This window comes from Pseudomonas sp. GW456-E7 (assembly GCF_059424105.1).
The window spans coordinates 133,859-155,608 of sequence record NZ_JBWKZB010000002.1 but is presented as its reverse complement, the minus strand read 5'-3'; the positions used below and the strand labels follow the sequence as shown (position 1 = coordinate 155,608).

Here is a 21,750-nt window from a genome sequence, read left to right as displayed (position 1 = left end):
CAGTGTCCGGGTTTTTTTATTCCTGGCGTCTATCAGCTTTCGGCTTTCTTCTCGGCAGAGCCCAACTCCTTCAAGCGCTGGTCGATCAACTGGCACTTGTCCGGCAAGTCTTTCGAGGCAGTGCCCAGATCCATTTTTTGCAACTCGTCATTGATCTCTTTGGCCTTGGTCGGGTTCTGCTCGGTGAGCTTGGCCACTTCCCGGGCCAGCTGTTCGCGTTTGGCGTTGGCTTCCTCGGGCGTGCAGGCCCAGGCGGGCAGGGCACAAGCGAGGGCAGCGGCGAGAGTGAGCTTCTTCAGCAGTGGTTTCATGGGGGCGGGCCTCAGTTCCGGTCAAGGCGGGTTATCCGGTTGAGCGCTGGCCCTTTGGGAAAGTTCAGTCTGTGATATTTGCGTGGGTTGTCAGGACCCCTTCGCGGGCAAGCCCACAGGTTTTGTGAACAACACGGAAAACTGTGGGAGCGGGCTTGCCCGCGAAGGCCTCGCCTCGGTGCCTGGGGCTAACCACCATGGCAGCAACTCGACCTGGCCTGTTCCTCATATTTGTCATGGTGCCGCACCCACTCCATGATCTCCTCCTCGTTGCGCCCCTTGGGCGTCAGGTCGAGGTAGTTGTAGGCGCCGACCAGCATGTCCAGGCCGCGGGCATAGGTGGAGTAGGTGTGGAAGATTTCGCCGGCTTCATTGCGATAAAACACGCTGAGTCCGGGGAGTTCTTCCTCGGCGCCGTCGGTTTTTTCGTAGTTGTACGTAGCCTTTCCTGCGGCGACCTCTTCGGCCCGGGCACAGACGCCAAAGTCGTAGTTGAAGTCGCATCCTTCCGACGACACCCAGTCGAACTTCCAGCCCATGCGCCGCTTGAACGCCTGGAATTCGGCGAACGGTGCGTGGGAAACCGCCACCACGGAAATGTCGTGGTGGGCCAGGTGCTGGTTGGCGCCGTCGATGTGATCGCTGAGGTACGAGCAACCGGGGCAGCCCTCGTCCCAGCCCTCGGCGAACATGAAGTGGTAGATGACCAACTGACTGCGGCCGCCGAACAGGTCCGCCAGTTTCAGTTCGCCATTGGGCCCCTGGAAATGGTAGTCCTTGTCGATTTTCACCCAGGGCAGGGCGCGGCGTTCGGCGCTGAGTTTGTCCCGTTCCCGGGTGAAGGCCTTCTCGTGGATCAGGTGCTGTTTGCGGGCGGCGAGCCATTCTTCCCGCGAAACGACGGGGTGATTCTGGATGTTCATGTTGTGTTCTCCTGCGTGGGGCTGGGAGGTGACGTACACAGCCTAGTCGTTTGGCTCGGGTGGAATTCGACATACCGCCGGTCGGTCGTCAGCGAAAGCCTGGCTGAACGGCCGCCGGGCGTTCCGGTCACAACCTGTAAGGCCCGTTCAATTGCACGGGCATCCATCGAACGGACACCGGAGGTTGAATCAGGATGACGACTTACAACTGGGACTTGATTGAGCGCTTGCTGCATGAAGTGCAAAACAGCGCGGGCCACAACTTCACGCCGCGGCCTTACGCCGAACAGCATGCGGCGCAGAAGGCCGCGGAAGGCGAGTCGATTGAAAATCTTGATCACTTGAAAACGGTGGCTGGCGAGTACGAAAAGCTGCTGCTGTTGCGTGGCTATATCGAGCCACGGCCGGAGGACGAAGGTGGCACGGGTGCCAATTACATTTTGACGGCGCGGGGTTCGCGTTTGTTGAGCCTGATCGACAGCAGTATTCCCGGTAATGATCACCCGCGGCAGGTGCTCGATGAGCAGGACGATGCGCTTGATGAAGCGACATTCGATGAGGTGGCGTCGAAGGCGCAGATTGCTTGAGATGCCGTTGTGCCCTTGTGGGAGCGGGCTTGCTCGCGAAAGGGGGCTGTCAGTCACATCCATGCTAGATGTGACGACGTCTTCGCGAGCAAGCCCGCTCCCACAGGGGGGGGGCGCTTAGCCTTGTTTCGCCGCTTTCAGGCACTTCAGGTCACTGAAGTCCTTTCTTACACCTTCGATTTTCTTCAGTAATCGCTCACGCTGGCTCGGTGTGCTTGCCGCCATGAGATCCACGAACAGCGAACGTGCCTGGGCCTCGGTGTTGGCAAAGGCCTGACGATAGGCGGGTGTCCACAAACTCTCGCGATTGATCAGAAGTGTCTCGATTCGTTGTGGGAATTGTGGACTGTGGCGTTGCGCAACGGCCGCGCTGAACTGTTTCTGCCAATGGACACGATTGGCCAGCCACTGCGTATTCTGATCACCCAAGGCCCGGGACCATGCGGCGACCCGCTGTTGCTGGGTGTTGTTCAGTGGGCCGAGCCAGTCGTTCAGGCGCTTCTCCATGCGTGCGCTGCGCTCCTTGATCTGCTGGTCGAGGGTGGGCTTGAGGTATTCCTCCTGGCGTTTGCGCCGGTCCCTGGCGAAGGCATCGTTCATTTCGGCGACTTGCTTGTCATCCAGCCCTTGCAGCAACTCGATGGCCGACGGGGTGATTTCCCGCGCGGTCTCGGCGATCGCCTGTTCGGCTTCGTGGGCACGGGCCTTCAAGGCGGCATCGGTGACCTGGTTGGTCGCGATCATGGTTTGCAAGCGGTCCAGCCAGTCGAGGTAGTCGGGCAACTGGGTGGTGCAGTGCCAGCTCAGGTGTTCCTTCAGGCGTTCGTCCAGCCAGCTTTTCTGCTCGCCGTTCATGTCCAGGTAGTCGCTGAGCGTCCACGGGATGATCACATCGAGATTGCGGTAGGCCAGGCCCACGCGGCTGCAGGCGCCGAGGGCGAGGGCAACGGTCAACACAACGGCGATATGTTTGAACCAGCGGGACATGGGCGAATCCTTGCGAAAGCCAGTCTTCGGGGTCTGATTCTCTTGTGAACCCAGGAGAGGGCCGGCAGTTCAGCCGATCAATAGAACGCGTGTTCGGCCTTGAGCGTCACCAGCCCGTCGCATTGGCTGTTGTGCCCGGCATAGGCCGAGCAACCGCTGCCGCTCAGGCTGGAGTCACTGTAGATCAGGTCGAGGTCGATGCCCATGAACGGGCGGGACAATTTCAGCGACCAATCGGTAAAACTGCCTACATACCCGCCATCCACCGCCACTGGCGTATTGAATTGGTGGGTGGTGTATTTCAGGCTGATGCCGACACCGAACGGTTGATTGCCGCTCAAGTCAGCGAACAGCGTGTTGTTCTGTTTGTCCGGGTCATTGCTGAAGGCGATGCCGAAACGGCTGCCGAGCAAGGTCAGGCCGCCGAACAGTTCCTGGCTGGCAGGGGTGGTGACTTCGGGGTAGCTGTAGCGGATCAGGCCCACTTCGTAGCCGAGGGTTTGGTCGAAGGGTTGTTTAAAGCCCGCGTAGGAGTCGATCTCGAGGTCTTTCCCCGGGCTGATGCCCATGCTGGGTGACCATTGGCCCACGTAGAAACCGCTGTCGTGGCTCAGGTCCAGGCCTCCGTGGAACGAACCGACAGCCGAGGGTTTGACCAGGCCTTGAGCCATGCTGCGGGTGGGGGTGGTGCCCATCTTGAGATCGAAGGCACCCAGCTCACGCTGAAAGATTTGTGCGTGTGCTGCGGAGCAAACCAACAGGCCGCCGAGCAATGCCGATAAACAGAAAGGTTTGAACATGCGTCACTCCATGAACAGCGAGGGCAGGCTGGCGAGCCCGCTGAAACGCTTGATCCAGACGCGTGCAAGGATACCGGCGAATGATCGGCAGCGAAGGCCGTTCGTCGATTTCCATGGATTTGAAGGGGTGTCGGAGGGGGTGACGAGGGTTCCAGTCCAAGCGCTTCGAGGCTCAAAGCGCTTTGGGACCAGGTGACGCGAGGGGGTTACTTTTTGCCCAGGGTGATCTGCTTGGACGGGCCGAACGTCTGGCCGCTGACGCCTTTGGCAATTTGCTGGATTTCACCGCCGGACTTGAGGAACGCTGCGATCTGGCTGTTGATCGACTCGCTGGTTTCAACGGCTGGAGCTGGCTTTGCTTTGCTGGTGGATGCTTTTACGCGCATGGCGGCCATTAACCTGTAGAAAATTAACTTGGCCAGGCATCGTACAGGAATTACCTGATAATTGCTTGGCAAATATCCCCTCGCAATAATCCTGAGGTCGGGGTAATCAGTGCTCGGACAATATTCGAAATATGCGCCTAAGCCGCTGTTTTAAATAAGAACATCGCCCTGAAAAATACCGCGTTACGCTTGTCTGGGCATGGCGTAAATGCCCGGATCGGTCTGACGAGCGGCCAGGCATGCGATGAAAGCCCGTGAAAATCAAGGCCTTCAGAGGATTTTCTCGCGCCACCGGGCCGGGGGCCGAACGCGGCGCTTAAAACCGGGTAGAATGCCGCCCACGCAATGAGGGTATTGGACATGGCTTTAGTCGGGCGTTACAACAGTTTGCAAGTGGTTAAACACACTAACTTCGGTTTATATCTGGACGGTGGCGCGGATGGCGAAATCCTTCTGCCAAATCGTTATATTCCAAAAGATATTCCTAGCGAAGATGAAGACTGGCTCAACGTTTTTATATATCTGGACAGCGATGACAAACTCATCGCCACTACTGAAAAACCAAAAGTTCAAGTGGGTGAATTCGCCAGTCTGAAAGTTGTTGAAGTCAACAGCATCGGCGTATTCCTGGACTGGGGCTTGCCCAAGGACCTGTTGCTGCCGTTCTCCGAAGAGAAGCGTCAGATGACGGCGGGCGAGTATGTGGTGGTACACGTCTACCTCGACAAGCACACCCGCCGCATCACCGCGACCGCGCGCCTGGACCGCTACCTGGACAAGACCCCGGCCAACTACACGGCCGGCCAGGAAGTGGACTTGCTGGTGGCCGAAGCCACGGACATGGGCTTCAAGGCCATCATCAACAACAAGCATTGGGGCCTGATCCACAAGAACGAAATCTTCAAGTTCATGCGCGCCGGTAAAGAAGAAAAGGGTTTCATCAAGGAAGTTCGCGCCGACGGCAAGATCAGCCTGAGCCTGCAGCCGGTTGGTCAGGAAGCGGCCACCAGCCTGAACTCGAAGATCCTCGCCAAGTTGCGTGAAAACAACGGCACCCTGGCCGTGAGCGACAAGAGCGATCCGGCGTTGATCAGCAGTCTGTTCGGTGTCAGCAAGGGCAACTTCAAGAAGGCCATTGGCGCGTTGTACAAGAATGGCCAGATTGTCATTCATGCCGATCGTATCGATCTCAGTTGATCCCACTCTGCCCTTGTAGGAGCTGCCGAAGGCTGCGATCTTGATTTTAAGGATCAAAAGATCGCAGCCTTCGGCAGCTCCTACAAGGGCATTTTCCGGCCGTCTGGTTGATAATCGACTGCTTTTACTGCCGAGTCTTTGCCATGGATTGTGTTTTCGAGGTGTTCCGGTGAGCGCCACCCGGCGCAGTACCGACGGGTTTGCCCTGCAAGTGATGGTCGGGCTGTGCCTGGTCTGGGGCGTTCAGCAAGTGATGATCAAGTGGGCGGCGGCCGATATCGCGCCGGTGATGCAGGCGGCCGGGCGTTCCGGCATGTCGGCGTTGCTGGTCGGGCTGCTGATCTGCTGGAAGGGCGGCTGGAACCAGGTGAGTACGACCTGGCGCGGCGGTCTGCTGGCCGGTGCCTTGTTCGGCCTGGAGTTCTTCTTCATATCCGAAGGCCTGCAATTGACCACGGCGGCGCACATGTCGGTGTTCCTCTACACCGCGCCGATCTTCACGGCATTGGGTGTGCACTGGTTATTGCCCAGTGAGCGCTTGCGACCCCTGCAATGGTTGGGGATTGTCCTGGCCTTTATCGGCATTGCCATCGCGTTTGCCGGCGGGGTGTCCTGGGACAACCTTGATTACCGCATGTTGATGGGCGATGCCTTGGGGGTGCTGGCGGGGGCCGCCTGGGGCGCGACCACGGTGGTGGTGCGCGCCTCGCGCCTGTCGGAAGCGCCGGTGACCCTGACGCTGTTTTATCAATTGATTGTCGGTTTCTTCGGTTTGCTGTTGATCGCGCTGCTCAGCGGCCAGATCACCCATGTCAGCCTGACCACTGTAGCGGTCACCAGTGTGCTGTTTCAGGGCGTGGTCGTGTCGTTCTTCAGTTACCTGGTCTGGTTCTGGCTGTTGCGCCGTTACCTGGCGGCGAACCTCGCGGTGTTTTCGTTCATGACGCCGTTGTTTGGCGTCACCTTTGGTGTCGTGCTGCTGGGCGAGGAACTGAGCCTGAACTTCGTTCTCGGCGCCGTGCTGGTGTTGGCGGGCATCACCTTTGTCAGCGCTGAGCAGTGGCTGCGCCGTCGTTTGCGCAAAGCGCTGGGGCAGCACTGACCGGCGCGAGCAACAGACCGCCGGCGACCAGCAAGCCGCAGCCGGCGACCACCAGTGCCGGCTGCAAGCCGCCACTGAAATGACTGCTGAGCGCCGCCAGCAATGGCCCGCTGAGCTGGCCCACGGCAAAGCAGGCCGTCAGCAGGCCGGCATTGCGTTGGGTGGCATGGGGAGCCAGTTCCCGGGAACGCTGGATCACCAGTTGCATGCAGGCCAGGAACGGCGTGCCACACAGGATCACACCCAATGCCAGCCCCGGACCGTTGGCCAGCAGGCAGGCAAACACGCCCGCAGCTTGCAGCCATAACGTTGCCATCAACCAGCGCCGCGTTGCGCCCGCTTTATGGCGACGCAGACTCACCAGTACCACTCCCGTAGCCGCCGCAAGACCGAAGCACGGCCAGAACAGGTCGGCCTGCCATTGGCCATGGAATTGCGCATTGGCCATTTGCGACAGAAAGGTCGCCGGGATGATGTAGCCCAACCCGTACAAGCCGTAGATCAAGCCCAGGCGAGCGATGCCTTGAGTGCCCGGTGCGCTGGCGCCGGGCGCAGCGGTCGCGGTTGCGCTCGCTTGCGGCAGGAACGGCAGAATTCCCAGCAGCATCGCCAGCCCTGCAGCGGCGTACACCAGCCACAAGGTGGCGGAAGTCTGGCCCAACAGATTTGAGCCCAGGGCCAACAAACCTGTGAGAAAAATCCCCAGGCCCGGTCCGGCGAAGACCAGAGCGCCGAGCCGGGGACGGCCGGCCGCTGCCGCGAGCGGCTGGCTCAGTGCGGTGATCATCACCAACACCCAGGCGCTGGCCACACCGGTGCCGAAGCGCAGCAGCAGGTGCGACCAGAACCCGTTGGCCCAGAACGACGCCAGGGTCAGCAACACGCAGAGCCACAACCCGCCCAGCAAGCGCCGGCGCACTTGCGCGGGACGCCGGGAAAACATGGCGTCCACCGTGCCGATGAAATATCCGAGGTAGTTGGCGGCGGCAATCAGCCCGGCGGCGGTCAGGTCGATCTGACCTTCGCTGAGCAGGTGTGGCAGTTGCGGCGTCAGGGCAAAACGGCCGATGCCCATGGCCATCATCAGGGCAACGAAACTGGCGGATAAGCGAATCAGGGGAGACATGGTCTGGATACCGTTCAGAGGATCGATGACCGTCAGGCTAGGGCTGATTGACTTTCTTTAAAAATGAATAATAGTGAGTAACTTGTTCTTTTTTGGAGAATGTCGTGGAGTTCAGCCAATTGCGTATCTTCCAGGCGGTGGCGGAGGAAGGGTCCATCACCCGGGCCGCCGAACGGCTGCATCGAGTGCCGTCGAACCTGTCGACCCGGCTCAAACAGCTGGAAGAGCAACTGGGTGTAGAACTGTTCCTGCGCGAGCGTCAGCGCTTGCAGCTGTCGCCTGCGGGAAAAGTCCTGCTGGACTACACCGCCAAGCTGTTTGCGCTGCGCGACGAAGCCAGCGCGGCGGTGCAGGGCGGGCAACCGGCGGGCGACTTCGTGCTCGGCACCATGTACAGCACGGCCGCTATTCACCTGCCGGGGCTGTTGGCGCGCTATCACCGCTTGTATCCGGCGGTGAATCTGCAAGTGCAATCCGGTCCCAGCGGTGAATTGCTCGAAGGCCTGCTCACCGGTCGACTCGATGCGGCGCTGGTGGATGGCCCTATGGAGCTGGCCGGGCTCGACGGTGTGCCCTTGTGCGAGGAGCGCCTGGTGCTGATCAGCGAGGCCGATCATCCGCCCGTGCGCAACGCGCTGGATGTGGAAGGGCGCGCGGTGTTCACCTTTCGCCAAGGCTGCTCCTACCGCATGCGCCTGGAGGCCTGGTTCGCCCATGACCATGCGGCGATGGGCCGGGCGATGGAGATCGAGTCCTATCCGGGAATGCTTGCGTGTGTGATTGCCGGTTCCGGTGTGGCGCTGATGTCGGAGTCGATGCTCGCCAGTTTGCCGGGCCGCGAGAGTGTGGCCGTGCATCCGTTGGCCGAACCGTTTGCCAGCGCGACCACCTGGCTGATGTGGCGCAAGGGCATGGTCGGGGCCAACCTGAATGCCTGGATCGAGCAGCAGCAGGCGGTTTTTCCGCAGGCAAAGGTGCAGGCGCAGGAAATTGCCTGAACGCCGGCTGATTGTGATGGATTCAGTAACAGATCATTGCGACTTTGCACGAGCATTGCGTAGGACTTCGGACTATTATCAGTGCGAAGGGGCTACAGAATTTTGGCCGCTCGGCACTACCCTGAAGGGGGCACCATGAAAGAGAAAATCCAAAACTGGCTGCATGACCTGGGCGTGGCGCTCGGCTTGATCGAACCGCCTCTGCAACCCGTGCCTGTTCGTACTGACGACGAGCAACGTCGGCGCCAGCAGCGACGCCGGTAATGGCTCCGGATCGCCAGTGAGAGGGGCTTGCTGTGGCGAGGGGGCTTGCTGTGGCGAGGGAGCTTGCTCCCGCTGGGCTGCGAAGCGGCCCCAAATAGTCACTGAGTTTTAGCAGGTCATTGGATTGCAGGTTTTGCGACTGCTGCGCAGTCGGACGGGAGCAAGCTCCCTCGCCACGATTCAGGTCGTTGACGATCAGCCTCAATCCCGCCCAATCTCCAGCAAAAACCGGCTCAAATCATTCACCGTCCTGGCGGTCTTGAGCATCCGGTCTTCTTCCACGGTAAACGCCGTCACACCCAGCTCATCTTCCAGATGGAAGATCAGCTCTTCGATATCTTTTTTGTCCAATCCCAACTGCGCCAGGCTGGCGTTGTCGTCAAAGTCATCCCGGCCTTCCAGCAGGCGGCTGATGTAGCGATGTACGACAGCACGAAGGGCGGCTTCTTTCATGATCGTTCTTCGAGGAAGTGGGTGCAGTTCTCCCTGCCGGTGCAGTCCCTGCCGTTGAGTACAGCAGGCTTTAGCCGTGTGAGCGCTGCCATTCGTCAATCATGCTGCGCAAATGCTCTCCGGAAAAACTGCCGAAATGCCCGCCATGCACCGTACGGATCGGCAGCGCATGCAGGCGTTGCAGGCTGCGTGCGTAGTCCTCGAGGTTGGAATGGTAGGCGTCTTCGATCAGCGGCCCGTCGTAGATGATGTCGCCGCTGAACAAGGTCTCGGTGGCGGCTTCGTACAGGCAGATGCCACCCGGCGAGTGTCCCGGCGTGTGCACCACCTGCAACACGCGGTTGCCCAGATCCAGCACATCTCCATCTTCGACAAAACCCGTGGCCGGCGCGGCCTTGACACGGTATTCGGCGTAGCACAGCGGGCAATCGGGGTGCGCCTCGAACATGTCGTCGCCGACAAAGGCTTTGCTCAAGTCGTTGTCGCCATCCGGCGCGGCCAGGATGTCCGCCTCGGCCGGATGCACCAGGCGCTCGGCGAATTCGTGATGACCGGCGATGTGATCGAAATGGCAGTGGCTGGCCACGGCCACCAGCGGCCGCTCGGTGATCCATGGCAGTTGCTCGCGCAGGCTGACCAGGCCCGAGCCGCTGTCCAGCAGCAGGTCCTTGTCACGGCCCTGGATGTGCCAGAGGTTGCAGCGGTAGAAAGGCCGGATGTACGGCTCGTGAATCAGGCGGATGCCGTCGCTGAGATGTTTGACCTCGAACCACTGGTCGCGGCTGACGATCTTCATGAGCAGTTTCCTTCAGACGAAAAAAAACGAGTGTGGCAACCGACGCCACACCCGTCGAAGAAAGCATCGAGTCGTTATGTTTCAGCTTAGGCGGCGCTCGCCACCACAGCCGTGCGACGGGACAACAGGCTGACCAGCACGAAGCTCACCAGGCCTACACCGAGGCTGTAGTAGATCGGGGTGTTGGCGTCCAGGCCGTCCTTGAACATGAACAGCAGCGCGGTGGCGAAGCCCATGCCCATGCTGGCGATGGCGCCGGCAGTGGTGGCGCGTTTCCAGAAGATCGCGCCCATCAGCGGGATCAGCATGCCGCCCACCAACAGGTTGTAGGCCAGGGTCAGGGCGCTGATCACGTCATTGACCACCAGGGCGATACCCAGCACTACAATACCGGTCAGCATGGTGACCAGGCGGTTGAGGCCCAGGCTCGACTGTTTGCCGCCGCGCAGTTTCGGCAGCAGGTCTTCGGTCAGGGTGGTGGCAGCGGCCAGCAGGCCGGCGCTGGCGGTGGACATCATGGCGGCCAGTGCGGCAGCGATCACCAGGCCACGGATACCGTCCGGCAGGGACAGTTTGACGATGGCGGCGAAGGCGTTGTTGACGTTGTCCAGATCCGGGATCAGTACGTGTGCAGCCATGCCGATCAGGGCGCAGGCCAGACCGTAGAGGATGCAGTAGATACCGGCAGCGGTACCGGCAACCTGAGCCACTTTGGCGGTCTTGACGGTGAACACCCGTTGCCAGATGTCCTGACCGATCAGGATGCCGAAGAAGTAGATCATGAAGTAGGTGATGATGGTGTCCCAGCCGATGGTGGTGAAGCTGAAGCTCGCCGCCGGCAGTTTCATTACCAACTCATCCCAGCCGCCGACGCGGTACATGCAGATTGGCAGCAGGATGAACATCAGGCCCACGGTCTTGATCACGAACTGGACGATATCGGTCAGGGTCAGGGACCACATGCCGCCAATGGCCGAATAGATCACCACGACGCCACCGCCCAGCAGTACCGAGATCCAGAACGGCAGGCCGAACAACACTTGCAGAACGGTGCCGATCGCCAGGATCGAGGTCACGCCGATCATCAGCGCGTAGGCCAGCATGATCACCGCGCTCGCGGAGCGGGCCATCGGGTTGTAGCGTTTTTCCAGCACCTGGGTAACGGTGTAGATCTTCAGCTTCAGCAGCGGTTTGGCGAGGAACAGGTTCAGCGCCACGATCCCGCAACCCAGCGCGGCACACAGCCAGAAGCCGGAGATGCCATGCACGTAGCCCAGACGCACGGTGCCCACGGTGGACGCGCCGCCCAGAACGGTGGCAGCCATGGTGCCCATGTAAAGGCTTGGGCCGAGGTTACGACCGGCGACCAAAAAGTCTTCGTTGGTCTTGGCCTTGCGCATGCCGTAATAGCCGAGCAGCAGCATCGCGGCGGCGTAGATGAGTACAACGAATAAATCCAAAGCCATTATGGCGTGTCTCCGATTGTCTTTTTTATGTGAGGCTGAAAATCAATCCCTGTGGGAGCGGGCTTGCTCGCGAAAGCGGTCTGTCAGTCACATCAATGTTGGATGTGCTGCCGTCTTCGCGAGCAAGCCCGCTCCCACAGGTCTTGTGTTACATCAGGCGACTTGACGCATCGCCGGTTTAGCGAGCGAATCCGTGCTCTTGCTGCGAGCGTCGTTCGGGCCGAACACTTCGCGCGATTCCGGGAACAGGCTCAGCAGCGCCAGGTACACCAGCGAGGCCAGGCCCAGGGTCACTGGCAGGCTGATGTCGATGCCACCGGCCATTTCGCCCAGCGGCCCGACAAACTGACCCGGCAGGTTCACGAAGCACAGGCCGACGGCCGCGCTCGGGATCCAGGCACCCAGGCCACGCCAGTTCCAACCGTGGGTGAACCAGTAACTGCCACCTTTCTCGCCGCGGGTGAACACTTGCAGGTCATCCGGGCAGTAGAAGCCGCGGCGCACCAGCAGGCCGATGATCATGATCACCATCCAGGGGGTGGTGCAGGTGATGATCAGCACGGCGAAGGTCGACACGCTCTGCACCAGGTTGGCCGCGAAGCGCCCGATGAAGATGAAGGCAATCGACATCACACCGATCAGCAGCGTGGCCTTGACCCGCGACAGTACCCGTGGGAATACGCTGGACATGTCCAGGCCGGTGCCGTACAGCGAAGTGGTGCCGGTGGACATGCCGCCGATCACCGCGATCAGGCACACCGGCAGGAAGAACCAGCTCGGCGAGACTGCCAGCAGGCCGCCGACATAGTTGTTGGCCGCGATGTAGTCCGGTGCCTTGATCGCTACGATGGTGGCGGTGGTCAGGCCGAACAGGAACGGGATGAACGTTGCGATCTGCGAAATCACCACCGCCGCCATGATGCGGCGCTTGGAGGTGTCACGCGGAATGTAGCGCGACCAGTCGCCGAGGAACGCACCGAAGGAAATCGGGTTGCTCATGGCCACCAGCGCAGCGCCGATGAAGGCAGCCCAGAAACCGGGTTGGCCCATGTTGACGCTACCGGCGTAGTTCGCATCGAAGGGACCGGCGAAGGCGAAGATACCCAGCAGGAACAGCAGACTGGCACTCCACACTGCGATCTTGTTGACCCACAGCAGGAAGCGGAAGCCATAGATGCACACGGTCAGCACCAGGATCGCGAACAGACCGTAGGCCAGGCCCAGGGTCAGGTCGGTTTCCGGCAGGCCGATCAGGCGTTTGGCGCCACCGATCAGCGCATCACCCGAACTCCACACCGAGAGCGAGAAGAAGGCGATGGCGGTTAACAGCGACAGGAACGAACCGACGATCCGCCCGTGCACGCCGAAGTGCGCACCGGAAGATACGGCGTTGTTGGTGCCATTGATCGGGCCGAACAGGCCCATTGGCGCGAGGATCAGCGAACCCAGCAACACCCCCAGCACAATCGCCCAGACGCCCGCCTGGAAAGACAGGCCGAACAGGACCGGGAAGCTGCCGAGTACGGCGGTTGCAAAGGTGTTGGAACCACCGAAGATCATCCGGAACAAGTCCGTCGGGCCTGCGGTGCGTTCGTTATCAGGGATCTGTTCGACCCCGTGGGTTTCAATTTGCGTAAGGCTTTGGTCTTTGTTGTTGTTATTCATGATCAGCTCCGATCATAAAGGCGCGCTCATCGTGCGTGAGCGTCACCTGTGTTGGCTAAGGGGGTGGCAGCCCTTCCGGCATCGCGGACAAATGTTCGTGGCAGGCCAGCCATAGGCCTTGTTGTTCTTGGCCAGACGCTTGTTTCTTGAAAACAATCGTCTCGCGCTCCTGGCTAAAGTGCTGCTCCCCTTGCATGCGCAGCTCGGTGGCTACGTCATGGATGAAAATCGCCACGTCACCCTGCAGGCTGACGAAAGCGTTGCTCGAGGTGCACGAGAGCACCTCGAAGCCATCCTCGGCGCGCCAGCCGTCCCACATCGCCTGGTAGGCGTCGCGCGACAGCAGGGGCTTTTCGAGGGTGTAGAAGACGAAGCTGGCATCGGCGCTGAAAGCGCCGAAGTAGGCTTCGCGATCGTTACGGGCAAAAGCGGACACCAGATCAGCGGCGGCTTTCAGAACCTGATCGCGTTCGTTCATGAACCATCCTCAGCGGTGGACTACGCCAGGCAGTACGCAGAGCATTTCGTACAGCAGGTTGGCGGCCAGCAGCGAGGTGTTGCCGGTGGTGTCGTAAGCGGGCGAGACTTCTACCAGATCGCAACCGACCAGGTCGAGGCCTTGGCAGCCGCGAACGATCTCGATCGCCTGAATGGTCGTCAGACCGCCGATTTCCGGGGTGCCGGTACCTGGCGCCCAGGCCGGGTCGATACCGTCGATGTCGAAGCTCAGGTAGACAGGACCGCCACCGACTTTCTCGCGGACTTCAGCCATCAACGGCTCCAGCGATTTGTGCCAGCACTCTTCGGCCTGAACCACACGGAAGCCCTGGTTGCGACTCCAGTTGAAGTCGTCAGCGGTGTAGCCCTGGGCGCGCAGGCCGATCTGCACCACGCGGTCCGGGTCAATCAGGCCTTCTTCGACGGCGCGACGGAACGTGGTGCCGTGGGCGATTTTCTCGCCGAACATGTGATCGTTCACGTCAGCGTGAGCGTCGATGTGCACCAGGCCGACCTTGCCATGCTTCTTGTGGATGGCACGCAGGATCGGCAGGGTGATGGTGTGGTCGCCGCCCAGGGTCAGGGGGATCACGTCGTGTTCGAGGATGTTGTCGTAGGATTCTTCGATGATCCGCACGGCATCCAGCAGGTTGAAGGTGTTGATCGCGATGTCGCCGATGTCGGCAACCGACAGCGAGTCGAACGGCGCAGCGCCAGTGGCCATGTTGTACGGGCGGATCATCACCGATTCAGCGCGGATTTCGCGAGGCCCGAAACGGGTGCCAGGGCGCAGCGAGGTACCGATGTCCAGCGGCACGCCTACGAAGGCAGCGTCCAGGCCGGCAGCGGTATTCAAGTGGGGGAGTCGCATCATGGTGGCGATGCCGCCGAAGCGCGGCATTTCGTTGCCGCCCAGTGGTTGGTGAAGAATCTTGTCCACGGGTAGGGCCTCATCGTCGTTGTTTTATTTATAGGGTTGCGCCGTTCACGGAAGGTACGGGCACCGTTGTGGGCCGATTCTGCGAAATGTAGTGGTCGGGAAGAATCGCTACGGGCAAATACTTAGTTCAGATTTTTCTAAACTAATGGCCAGGGCGGCGGTAGACTTCACCACTCGTTTAACAGCTGATGGCTAACCCTGTAGGAGCTGCCGAAGGCTGCGATCTTTTGATCTTCATTCTTGGCGACCATGAAGCCGCCGAAAATCAAAATCAAAAGATCGCAGCCTTCGGCAGCTCCTACAGGAGACAGCTGGAAATCAAATGGTGTCAGGAGTATCCATGGCCAACGCATTACCCGACCTGAAACTGTTGCGCATCTTCGTCAGCGTGGTGCGTCACCAGGGCTTCGCCAACGCCCAGCAGGAGCTCAACCTCTCGACGTCGGCCATCAGCACCTACATGAGCCAGCTCGAAGCGGCCCTCGGCCTGGTGCTCTGCCATCGCGGTCGTGGCGGGTTCAGCCTGACCAGCAAGGGTGAGTTGTTCCATCAGGAAACCCTGCGTCTGTTGGGCGAACTCGAAGGCTTCGAGCAGTACGCCGCCGCCCTCAAGGGCGAGTTGCGCGGCACCTTGAACCTCGGGGTGATCGACTCCACGGTCAGCGACAAGGCCCTGCCGTTCGCCGAAGCCATCGGCGCCTACAGCCAGGAACACCCGGCCGTGCACTTGCACCTGTCGGTGATGAGCCCTTACGAACTGCAACTCGGCGTGCAGGACAACCGTCTCGACCTGGCCATCGGTGCGTTTTCCACGCGCATGAGCGGTCTGGTGTATATGCCGCTGTACCGTGAGCAACACTGGTTGTACTGCAGCACGCGGCATCCGCTGTTCAATGAGCGGCGCATTCCCGAGCAGGTCATCACCCAGCAGCGCATGGTCGGCCGTGGCTACTGGAGCCAGGCCGAGCTGGCGCGTCACGGCTTCAAGCACAGCGCCGCGACCGTGGAAAGTATGGAAGCCCAGCTGATTCTGGTGCTGTCGGGCGCCTACATCGGCTACCTGCCGGAGCACTACGCCCAGGCCTGGGCCGACAAGGGCGACTTGCGGGTGCTGTTGCCGGCGACCTTTGGTTATCAGGCGCCGTTCTCGATGATCGTGCGCCGGGGCCGTAGCCGCGAGCCGCTGATCCAGACGTTCCGTGATTTGCTTAAAGCCCAACTGAATCAGGCCTGAGAAGATGTCCAGAATCCAGTGCCCGCGCTGCCTGCGTCCGCAATCTCACTGCCTGTGCCCGTTGATCCCCAATCTCGACAGCCGCACTCGCGTGCTGTTGTTGCAGCATCCGAGCGAAGTGAACCATGCGCTGAATACGGCGCGGTTGGCGGCGTTGGGCTTGGAGAATGCCGAGTTGATCGTGGGTGAGGTGTTCGAGGATTTGCCGGTGTTGTTGAATCAGCCGGGATATCAGGCACGCTTGTTGTTCCCCGGCGAGGGTGCGCAGCCGATGCAGGTTTATGCGCCGACGGACGAACCGTTGTTGCTGGTCGTCCCGGATGGCACCTGGCGCAAGGCGCGCAAGATGCTGCACCTCAATCCGCTGCTGGCGGCGTTGCCGAGGGTGACGCTGGCCGAAGGCGGTGTGTCCCGTTATCGGCTGCGCAAGGCACCGGGACCGGGGGCGTTGTCGACAGTGGAGGCGATTGTGCAGGCGCTGGAAACCCTCGAAGCGCCGACTTCGTTTGTACCGTTGTTGAAACCGTTCGAAGCGTTGATCGAGGGGCAGATTGCGGCGATGGGGGAGGAGGTTTACCAGCGTAATCATGCCGACAGGTGATCGGCGTATGTGCCGGCCTCTTCGCGGGCAAGCCCGCTCCCACAGGTTCAGTGGCGTTCGCAGACTTTGTGTACACAACGGACACTGTGGGAGCGGGCTTGCCCGCGAAGAGGCCGGTTCAGTCACTGTAATCTTCGAAGAATGCCTACCTTTCCCGCATCGCCTCGGTCCGCGCTTTCAACACCGGCTTAAGCAGATAATCCAGCACCGTTTTCTCCCCGGTAATAATGTCCACCGTCGCCACCATCCCCGGGATGATCAGCAGCGGTTTCACATCCCCGCCCAGATGGTTTTTGTCAGTGCGTACCTGAATCAGATAAAAGCTGTTGCCCTTGTCGTCGGTGATGGTGTCGGCGCCGATCAGCTCCAGCTTGGCGCTCAGGCCGCCGTAAATGGTGTAGTCGTAGGCGCTGAACTTGACCATGGCTTTCTGGCCCGGATGCAGGAATGCAACGTCTTGCGGGCGGACCTTGGCTTCGATCAGCAGGTTGTCTTCCAGCGGCACGATTTCCACCATGTCACTGCCGGGCTGGACCACACCACCGATGGTGTTGACCTTCAACACCTTGATGATGCCGTGCACCGGCGAGACCACGGTGGTGCGGGTCACGCGGTCGTCGATGGCGATGCTCGATGCCGTGATTTTCGACAGGTCGGTGCGCTTCTCGTTCAGCTCTTTGGCGGCCTCCGAGCGGAAGGTCTGTTCCGACTCGTCGATCTTGCTTTTGATCTCGTTGATCGCCGATTCCGCCCGGGGGATCGCCAGGGTGGTGGCGTTCAGCGAGCCGCGAATCTCCACGGCGCTGCGTTTGAGGCGCAGGATTTCCACCGGTGACACGGCACCGGTGCCCACCAGCGGTGTAGACATGTTCATCTCTTGCTGCAACAACGCCAGGCTTGAACTGAATTGCCCCTGTTTCGAGCGGAACTCTGCCAGTTCCTGGGTTTTTTGCCGAAGTTGTTCGGACAATGTGCGCTGTTCGCTCGCGAGTCGCCGTTGCCGCTGCTCGTACAGCGAGCGCTCGTCTTCGGCCACTTGCGGAGCCTTGGCGATCACTTCTTCTGACAGCTTGAACGGCCGGCCTTCGGCTTCGGCCGAGAGCCGTTCGACCTGCGCGGTCAAGGCGTAGCGATCGGCTTCGCTTTCGCCCTTGTTCGACAGATAACGCGTGTCATCCAGGCGCAGCAAGGTGTCGCCCTTGTTCACCATCTGCCCTTCGCGGACGAAAATTTCGGTGACGATGCCGCCCTCCAGGTTCTGGATCACCTGGACCTTGCTCGACGGTATCGCCTTGCCTTCGCCCATGGTGACTTCCTGCAACACGGCGAATTTGGCCCAGACCAGCGCGCAGATCAGCAGTGCGGCGGCCAGCCACACGGTGATCCGTGACCAGCGCGGTGAGTCCTGCAATGAGGCGCCGGCGGTTTCCGGCATGAATTCGACTTCGGCGCTTTTGCCGAAGCTGTTGAAGTAGCCTCGGGGCGCTGAATCTGGCGTTTGAGCAGACATGGGCGATACCCGTCAGTTAAGAGAAATAGTGCCGAACACAATCCTGTGGCGAGGGAGCTTGCTCCCGTCCGACGGCGAAGCCGTCGTAAAAACTGCTGGCGCGATCCAGATGACACAACGAGGGGGCTGCTTCGCAACCCAGCGGGAGCAATCTCCCTCGCCACAGGTTGTGTATTTGCATCCAGAGGGCCACTCCTAGACGGCCGCAGAGCCGACACGGCCCTTGCGCAGTGCATCGATGACTGCTTCTTTCGGCCCGTCGGCGACGATCCGTCCGTTGTCCAGCACCACCAGCCGATCCACCAGGCTCAGCATCGAGGTGCGGTGAGTCACCAGCAGCACGGTTTTGCCCTGGACCCAGCCGTGGAGTTTTTGCCGCAGGACGTCTTCGCTGCTGTTGTCCATGGCGCTGGTCGGTTCGTCGAGCAACAGGATCGGCGGGTCGAGCAACAAGGCCCGGGCCAGCAAAACCGCCTGGCGCTGCCCCCCGGACAGCAACTGTCCGCGCTCGCCCACGGGCCGGTCGAAGCCTTGCGGGTGTTGCCGGGCCAGTTCGGTGACGCCGGTGAGCTCGGCCACTTCGAGCATGCGTGAGTCACTGATGTAGCGCGCGCCGAGGGTCAGGTTATCGCGCAGGCTGCCGGCCAGTAGTGGCAGGTCATGAGCGACGTAACCGATCTGATGGCGCAGGTCGGCGACGTCCAGCTGTCGCAAGTCCAGGCCATCGAGCAATAGCTGGCCTTCTTCCGGTTCGTAGAAACCCATCACCAGCCGCGCCAGGGTGCTTTTGCCCGAGCCGCTGCGACCGATCACGCCGATTCGCTCACCGGGTTTCACGCTGAAACTGACGTTGGCCAGCGACGGGGTATTCTGGCCGTTGTAGTGGAAGGTCACGCCGACAACATCCAGCGCCCCTTGCAGTTGCGTGCGCTCCAGTGGCCGTTGTTTGGCGTCGCGCTCCTGGGGCAGGCCCATCAGCGCGTCGGTGCTTTTCATGGTCAGTTGCGCTTGCTGGTAGCGGGTGATCAGGCCGGCGATCTGTCCCAGTGGCGCCAGCACCCGACTGCCGAGCATGTAGCTGGCCACCAGGGCACCGACACTGAGGTTGCCGGCGATGATGCTGTAGACCCCGGCGACGATGGTCGCCATGCCGGACATCTGCTGGATGAACAGCGTGCCGTTGGTGGCCATGGCCGAGAGGTTGCGTGCATGGCTATCGAGGCGGGTGAGGGCGCCGTGGGTGCTTTCCCATTTGTGCTGGCGTTCGCTTTCGGCGCTGCAGGCCTTGAGGGTTTCCAGGCCGCTGAGGGTTTCGATCAGCAACGCCTGGCGTTCGGCACCGAGGCTGAGGCTTTTCTGTACGGTGTCACGCAGGCGAACCTGGATCACCATGGCGAAAATGATGGTGATGGGAAACGCCAGAATCGGAATCACCACCAGCCAGCCACCGAGCAGGCCGATCACCAGCAGCATCAGCAGGCAGAAGGGCAGGTCGATCAGGCTGGTGAGGGTCACGGCGGTGAGAAACTCCCGCAGGCCTTGGAAGTCATGGATGCTTTGGGCAAAACCCCCGATGGTCGCTGGCCGCGCTTTCATCGCCATGCCGGTGATGCGCTCGAACAGGGTGGCGGACAGGATCACGTCGGTTTTCTTGCCGGCGGTATCCAGCAGGTGCGCGCGAACGACCCGCAGCACCAGTTCGAAAGCGGTGCCGATCAGCAGACCGATCGCCAGCACCCACAAGGTCGAAGTGGCCTGGTTCGGTACCACGCGGTCGTAGGTCTGCATCACGAACAGCGGCACCATCAGCCCCAGCAGGTTGATCAGGAAACTCGCCAGGATCGCGTCGCTGTACAGCCATTTCGACAGCTTCAGCGTGTCGCGGAACCAGGCCTGGACCCGAGGCACCAGCGGCGAGCGCAAGTCTTCGAGTTCGTGGCGTGGCCGGGCAAACAACGCCTGGCCGCTGTAGTGTTCGGCCAGCTCTTCAGGGCTGAGCCATTGTTCGCCGCCGTCGGCTTCGCTGGGCAGGATCAGCACCTTGCCGTCCTCGGCATAACGACGCAGGACGGCCGTGCGGCCGTTGTTGAGCAACAGCAGCACGGGCAGGTTGAGCGGCGAGATGTCCTTGAGGTCACGGCGCAGCAGGCGCGCCTGCAAGCCGGCCCGGGCCGCTGCACGGGGCAGCAGGTCCAGGCTCAGGCGTTGGTGTGCCATGGGAAGCCCGGCACTGAGGCTGGCGCGACTGACCGTCGCACCGTGGAGTTTGCAGAGGATCAGCAGACCGTCCAGAAGCGGGTCATCGAAGCTCAGGCGCGGATCGACACCGGTGTTGCCGGGTTCCATGCTGGTCAAATTGATTGCTCCCGTTGCTCTGTGGCAATTGACAGATATCTGCATATCTCACTGTTGGAGCTGCCGCAGGCTGCGAACTTTTGACTTTGCTTTTCAGCAAACACGATCAAAAGATCACAGCCTGCGGCCGCTCCTGCACGGGTACTTCGTTATTTCATTTCCGGCAGACGAGCTTCGTTTGTCACTTCGGTCTGGGCGATCGCGTCGGCGGGCAGTACGACCCGTTGTTTGCTCAACAACTGACCCATGTTTGCCAGGATGCGGTACATCGAAAACTCTTCGGTGTAGCGCACTTCGGTGTAGCGACGGTTGGCGTTGTAGAGTTCGTTTTCGCTGTCGAGCAGGTCAAGCAGGGTCCGCTGGCCGAGGCCGAACTGATCCTGATAGGCAATGCGTACGCGCTTGCTGGTGTCGGCGTATTCACGGGCGGTCGGGGTTTGTTTCTTGGCATTGACCATGGCGTTCCAGGCCAGGTGAATATTCTCGTTGAGCTGGCGCAGGGCATTGTTGCGGATGTCCATGGCCTGGTTGATCTTGTGCGCGTCGGAGGCCAGACGCGCCTTGTCGCTGCCGCCGCGGAACAGGTTGTAGTTCATTACCACGCCGACCCGCCACTCGTTGTCGTGGCCTTCGTCACCCTGCACGTTGTTGTTCGCGCCCACTGCCGCCTCGGCGTCAAGGCGTGGGTAGAAGGGCGACTTGGCAACTTCGTACTGGCTTTCGGCCGATTGCACGTCGGCCTGGGCGGATTTCAGGTAAGGGTTGTTTTCCACCATGCTCTGCTGGGCTTCGGGCAGGGAGGTTGGGACTTCACCGCGAATCGACGGCGGGGCTTCGAGTTCATCGGGCATACGCCCGACAACGGCGTAAAAGTTCGACTCGGCGTCAGCCAGATTGACTTCGGCGGTGTCGAGGTTGTTTTCTGCCAGTGCCCGGCGAGCGCTGGACTGGTCGGCATCGGCGTTGCTACCCACGCCGCGCTGGGTGCGCAGGCCGATCTGGTCGTTGACCCGCAAGTGCGCTTGCAGGTTGTTCTTGGCCAGGGTCACCAGTTCGCGGTGCTTGAGCACCTCGAGATAGACCTCTGTGGTACGCAAGGCCAGATCCTGAGCCGTTCCCTGAGCGTAATAGGCTCGCGAGTTGACCACGCCTTTGGTGCGCTCGACTTCATTGGCGGTGTTGAACCCGTCAAACAGCATTTGCCGCAGGCGCAATTCCGACTGGGTGTAATTGAGGATTTCGGTGTGGTGATTGCCGAGCGCCCGGGTATTGGTGTTATCGCTGTACCCGCGCCCGTAAGCAGCGTTCAGATCGACCGATGGATAAAAGCCCCCTTTGGCGACCTTCACGTCTTCGTCAGCCGACAGACGGCTGTCCACTCGGGATGCCAGTTCCGGGTGCGTCGCGATGGTGCTCTGGATCGCTTCGGTCAGCGTCATGGCCTGAGCCTGGGACGAGCAGGCCATGGCCAAAAGAACCGCGCTGCAGAGGGGGGTTAATAGGCGCATGTACATCTCCCTGATTCCTGATGGTGCTTATCAGTCGCCAATT

Annotated in this window: 23 protein-coding genes; 7 read left to right on the top strand and 16 right to left on the bottom strand. The window is 60.8% G+C overall.

The window, feature by feature from the left end:
* Positions 1–32: 32 nt before the first annotated feature.
* Complete coding sequence (locus AC07YV_RS02170; RefSeq protein ID WP_102698941.1) at positions 33–311, bottom strand: hypothetical protein; 279 nt, start codon at positions 309–311, stop codon at positions 33–35.
* A gap of 188 nt (positions 312–499) precedes the next feature.
* The gene (locus AC07YV_RS02165) at positions 500–1,234 is read right to left on the bottom strand and encodes a DUF899 domain-containing protein (RefSeq protein ID WP_102698940.1); all 735 of its coding nucleotides are present in this window, start codon (positions 1,232–1,234) and stop codon (positions 500–502) included.
* A gap of 194 nt (positions 1,235–1,428) precedes the next feature.
* Between AC07YV_RS02165 and AC07YV_RS02160 the strand changes: the two genes are divergently transcribed.
* The gene (locus tag AC07YV_RS02160; RefSeq protein WP_102698939.1) at positions 1,429–1,821 is read left to right on the top strand and encodes a transcriptional regulator; all 393 of its coding nucleotides are present in this window, start codon (positions 1,429–1,431) and stop codon (positions 1,819–1,821) included.
* Positions 1,822–1,938: 117 nt separating this feature from the next.
* On the opposite strand, the gene AC07YV_RS02155 is transcribed toward AC07YV_RS02160, so the two are convergent.
* From AC07YV_RS02155 to AC07YV_RS02145, 3 genes are all read right to left on the bottom strand, one after another.
* Positions 1,939–2,808 carry a DUF6279 family lipoprotein gene (locus tag AC07YV_RS02155; RefSeq protein WP_102698938.1) on the bottom strand — a complete coding sequence of 290 codons (870 nt, stop codon included), beginning with the start codon at positions 2,806–2,808 and terminating at the stop codon, positions 1,939–1,941.
* A gap of 77 nt (positions 2,809–2,885) precedes the next feature.
* On the bottom strand, positions 2,886–3,608 hold the full coding sequence (locus AC07YV_RS02150; RefSeq protein WP_102698937.1) for a TorF family putative porin: 723 nt from the start codon (positions 3,606–3,608) through the stop codon (positions 2,886–2,888).
* A 206-nt stretch (positions 3,609–3,814) separates the two neighbouring features.
* Positions 3,815–4,003 (bottom strand): PFL_1563 family small protein, encoded by a 189-nt coding sequence (locus tag AC07YV_RS02145; RefSeq protein WP_015096330.1) that lies wholly within the window; start codon positions 4,001–4,003, stop codon positions 3,815–3,817.
* Positions 4,004–4,354: 351 nt separating this feature from the next.
* On the opposite strand from AC07YV_RS02145, the gene AC07YV_RS02140 reads away from it, so the two are divergent.
* Positions 4,355–5,191, top strand: coding sequence for a CvfB family protein (locus AC07YV_RS02140; protein ID WP_007972500.1), 837 nt, complete (start codon positions 4,355–4,357; stop codon positions 5,189–5,191).
* 169 nt (positions 5,192–5,360) lie between these two features.
* The gene (locus AC07YV_RS02135; RefSeq protein ID WP_102698936.1) at positions 5,361–6,293 is read left to right on the top strand and encodes a DMT family transporter; all 933 of its coding nucleotides are present in this window, start codon (positions 5,361–5,363) and stop codon (positions 6,291–6,293) included.
* Here the strand turns inward: AC07YV_RS02135 and AC07YV_RS02130 are convergent.
* The gene (locus AC07YV_RS02130; RefSeq protein WP_102698935.1) at positions 6,238–7,419 is read right to left on the bottom strand and encodes an MFS transporter; all 1,182 of its coding nucleotides are present in this window, start codon (positions 7,417–7,419) and stop codon (positions 6,238–6,240) included. The two genes, AC07YV_RS02135 and AC07YV_RS02130, sit on opposite strands and share 56 nt — an antisense overlap.
* Before the next feature lie 104 nt (positions 7,420–7,523).
* Between AC07YV_RS02130 and ptrR the strand changes: the two genes are divergently transcribed.
* Both ptrR and AC07YV_RS02120 read left to right on the top strand, forming a co-directional pair.
* A complete protein-coding gene (gene ptrR, locus AC07YV_RS02125) occupies positions 7,524–8,417 on the top strand; it encodes a putrescine utilization regulator PtrR (RefSeq protein WP_102698934.1) in 894 nt (297 codons plus the stop codon).
* A 135-nt stretch (positions 8,418–8,552) separates the two neighbouring features.
* Entirely contained in the window at positions 8,553–8,681 is a 129-nt protein-coding gene (locus AC07YV_RS02120) for a PA1414 family protein (protein WP_007972508.1), read from the top strand.
* A 201-nt stretch (positions 8,682–8,882) separates the two neighbouring features.
* On the opposite strand, the gene AC07YV_RS02115 is transcribed toward AC07YV_RS02120, so the two are convergent.
* From AC07YV_RS02115 to AC07YV_RS02085, 7 genes are all read right to left on the bottom strand, one after another.
* The gene (locus tag AC07YV_RS02115) at positions 8,883–9,134 is read right to left on the bottom strand and encodes a phosphopantetheine-binding protein (protein WP_095963797.1); all 252 of its coding nucleotides are present in this window, start codon (positions 9,132–9,134) and stop codon (positions 8,883–8,885) included.
* A gap of 70 nt (positions 9,135–9,204) precedes the next feature.
* Positions 9,205–9,930, bottom strand: a complete 726-nt coding sequence (locus tag AC07YV_RS02110) for an MBL fold metallo-hydrolase (RefSeq protein ID WP_102698933.1) — start codon at positions 9,928–9,930, stop codon at positions 9,205–9,207.
* A gap of 86 nt (positions 9,931–10,016) precedes the next feature.
* Positions 10,017–11,396, bottom strand: a complete 1,380-nt coding sequence (locus tag AC07YV_RS02105; RefSeq protein WP_102698932.1) for a sodium:solute symporter family protein — start codon at positions 11,394–11,396, stop codon at positions 10,017–10,019.
* Between the two features lie 153 nt (positions 11,397–11,549).
* Positions 11,550–13,061 carry a purine-cytosine permease family protein gene (locus AC07YV_RS02100; RefSeq protein WP_102698931.1) on the bottom strand — a complete coding sequence of 504 codons (1,512 nt, stop codon included), beginning with the start codon at positions 13,059–13,061 and terminating at the stop codon, positions 11,550–11,552.
* Between the two features lie 55 nt (positions 13,062–13,116).
* A complete protein-coding gene (locus tag AC07YV_RS02095; RefSeq protein ID WP_102698930.1) occupies positions 13,117–13,539 on the bottom strand; it encodes a YybH family protein in 423 nt (140 codons plus the stop codon).
* Positions 13,540–13,548: 9 nt separating this feature from the next.
* A complete protein-coding gene (gene speB, locus AC07YV_RS02090; RefSeq protein ID WP_007972517.1) occupies positions 13,549–14,499 on the bottom strand; it encodes an agmatinase in 951 nt (316 codons plus the stop codon).
* 167 nt (positions 14,500–14,666) lie between these two features.
* The gene (locus tag AC07YV_RS02085; RefSeq protein ID WP_102698929.1) at positions 14,667–14,852 is read right to left on the bottom strand and encodes a hypothetical protein; all 186 of its coding nucleotides are present in this window, start codon (positions 14,850–14,852) and stop codon (positions 14,667–14,669) included.
* Between AC07YV_RS02085 and AC07YV_RS02080 the strand changes: the two genes are divergently transcribed.
* Both AC07YV_RS02080 and AC07YV_RS02075 read left to right on the top strand, forming a co-directional pair.
* Positions 14,840–15,733, top strand: coding sequence for a LysR family transcriptional regulator (locus AC07YV_RS02080; RefSeq protein WP_007972518.1), 894 nt, complete (start codon positions 14,840–14,842; stop codon positions 15,731–15,733). The two genes, AC07YV_RS02085 and AC07YV_RS02080, sit on opposite strands and share 13 nt — an antisense overlap.
* 4 nt (positions 15,734–15,737) lie before the next feature.
* A complete protein-coding gene (locus AC07YV_RS02075; protein ID WP_102698928.1) occupies positions 15,738–16,334 on the top strand; it encodes a tRNA-uridine aminocarboxypropyltransferase in 597 nt (198 codons plus the stop codon).
* A gap of 145 nt (positions 16,335–16,479) precedes the next feature.
* On the opposite strand, the gene AC07YV_RS02070 is transcribed toward AC07YV_RS02075, so the two are convergent.
* The 3 genes from AC07YV_RS02070 to AC07YV_RS02060 all read right to left on the bottom strand — a co-directional run bounded on the left by AC07YV_RS02070 (position 16,480) and on the right by AC07YV_RS02060 (position 21,707).
* Complete coding sequence (locus AC07YV_RS02070) at positions 16,480–17,844, bottom strand: HlyD family type I secretion periplasmic adaptor subunit (RefSeq protein WP_102698927.1); 1,365 nt, start codon at positions 17,842–17,844, stop codon at positions 16,480–16,482.
* A 195-nt stretch (positions 17,845–18,039) separates the two neighbouring features.
* Positions 18,040–20,199: a type I secretion system permease/ATPase gene (locus tag AC07YV_RS02065; protein ID WP_102698926.1), complete on the bottom strand. Its 2,160-nt coding sequence runs from the start codon at positions 20,197–20,199 to the stop codon at positions 18,040–18,042.
* A 149-nt stretch (positions 20,200–20,348) separates the two neighbouring features.
* On the bottom strand, positions 20,349–21,707 hold the full coding sequence (locus AC07YV_RS02060) for a TolC family outer membrane protein (protein WP_102699035.1): 1,359 nt from the start codon (positions 21,705–21,707) through the stop codon (positions 20,349–20,351).
* Positions 21,708–21,750 lie beyond the last annotated feature (43 nt).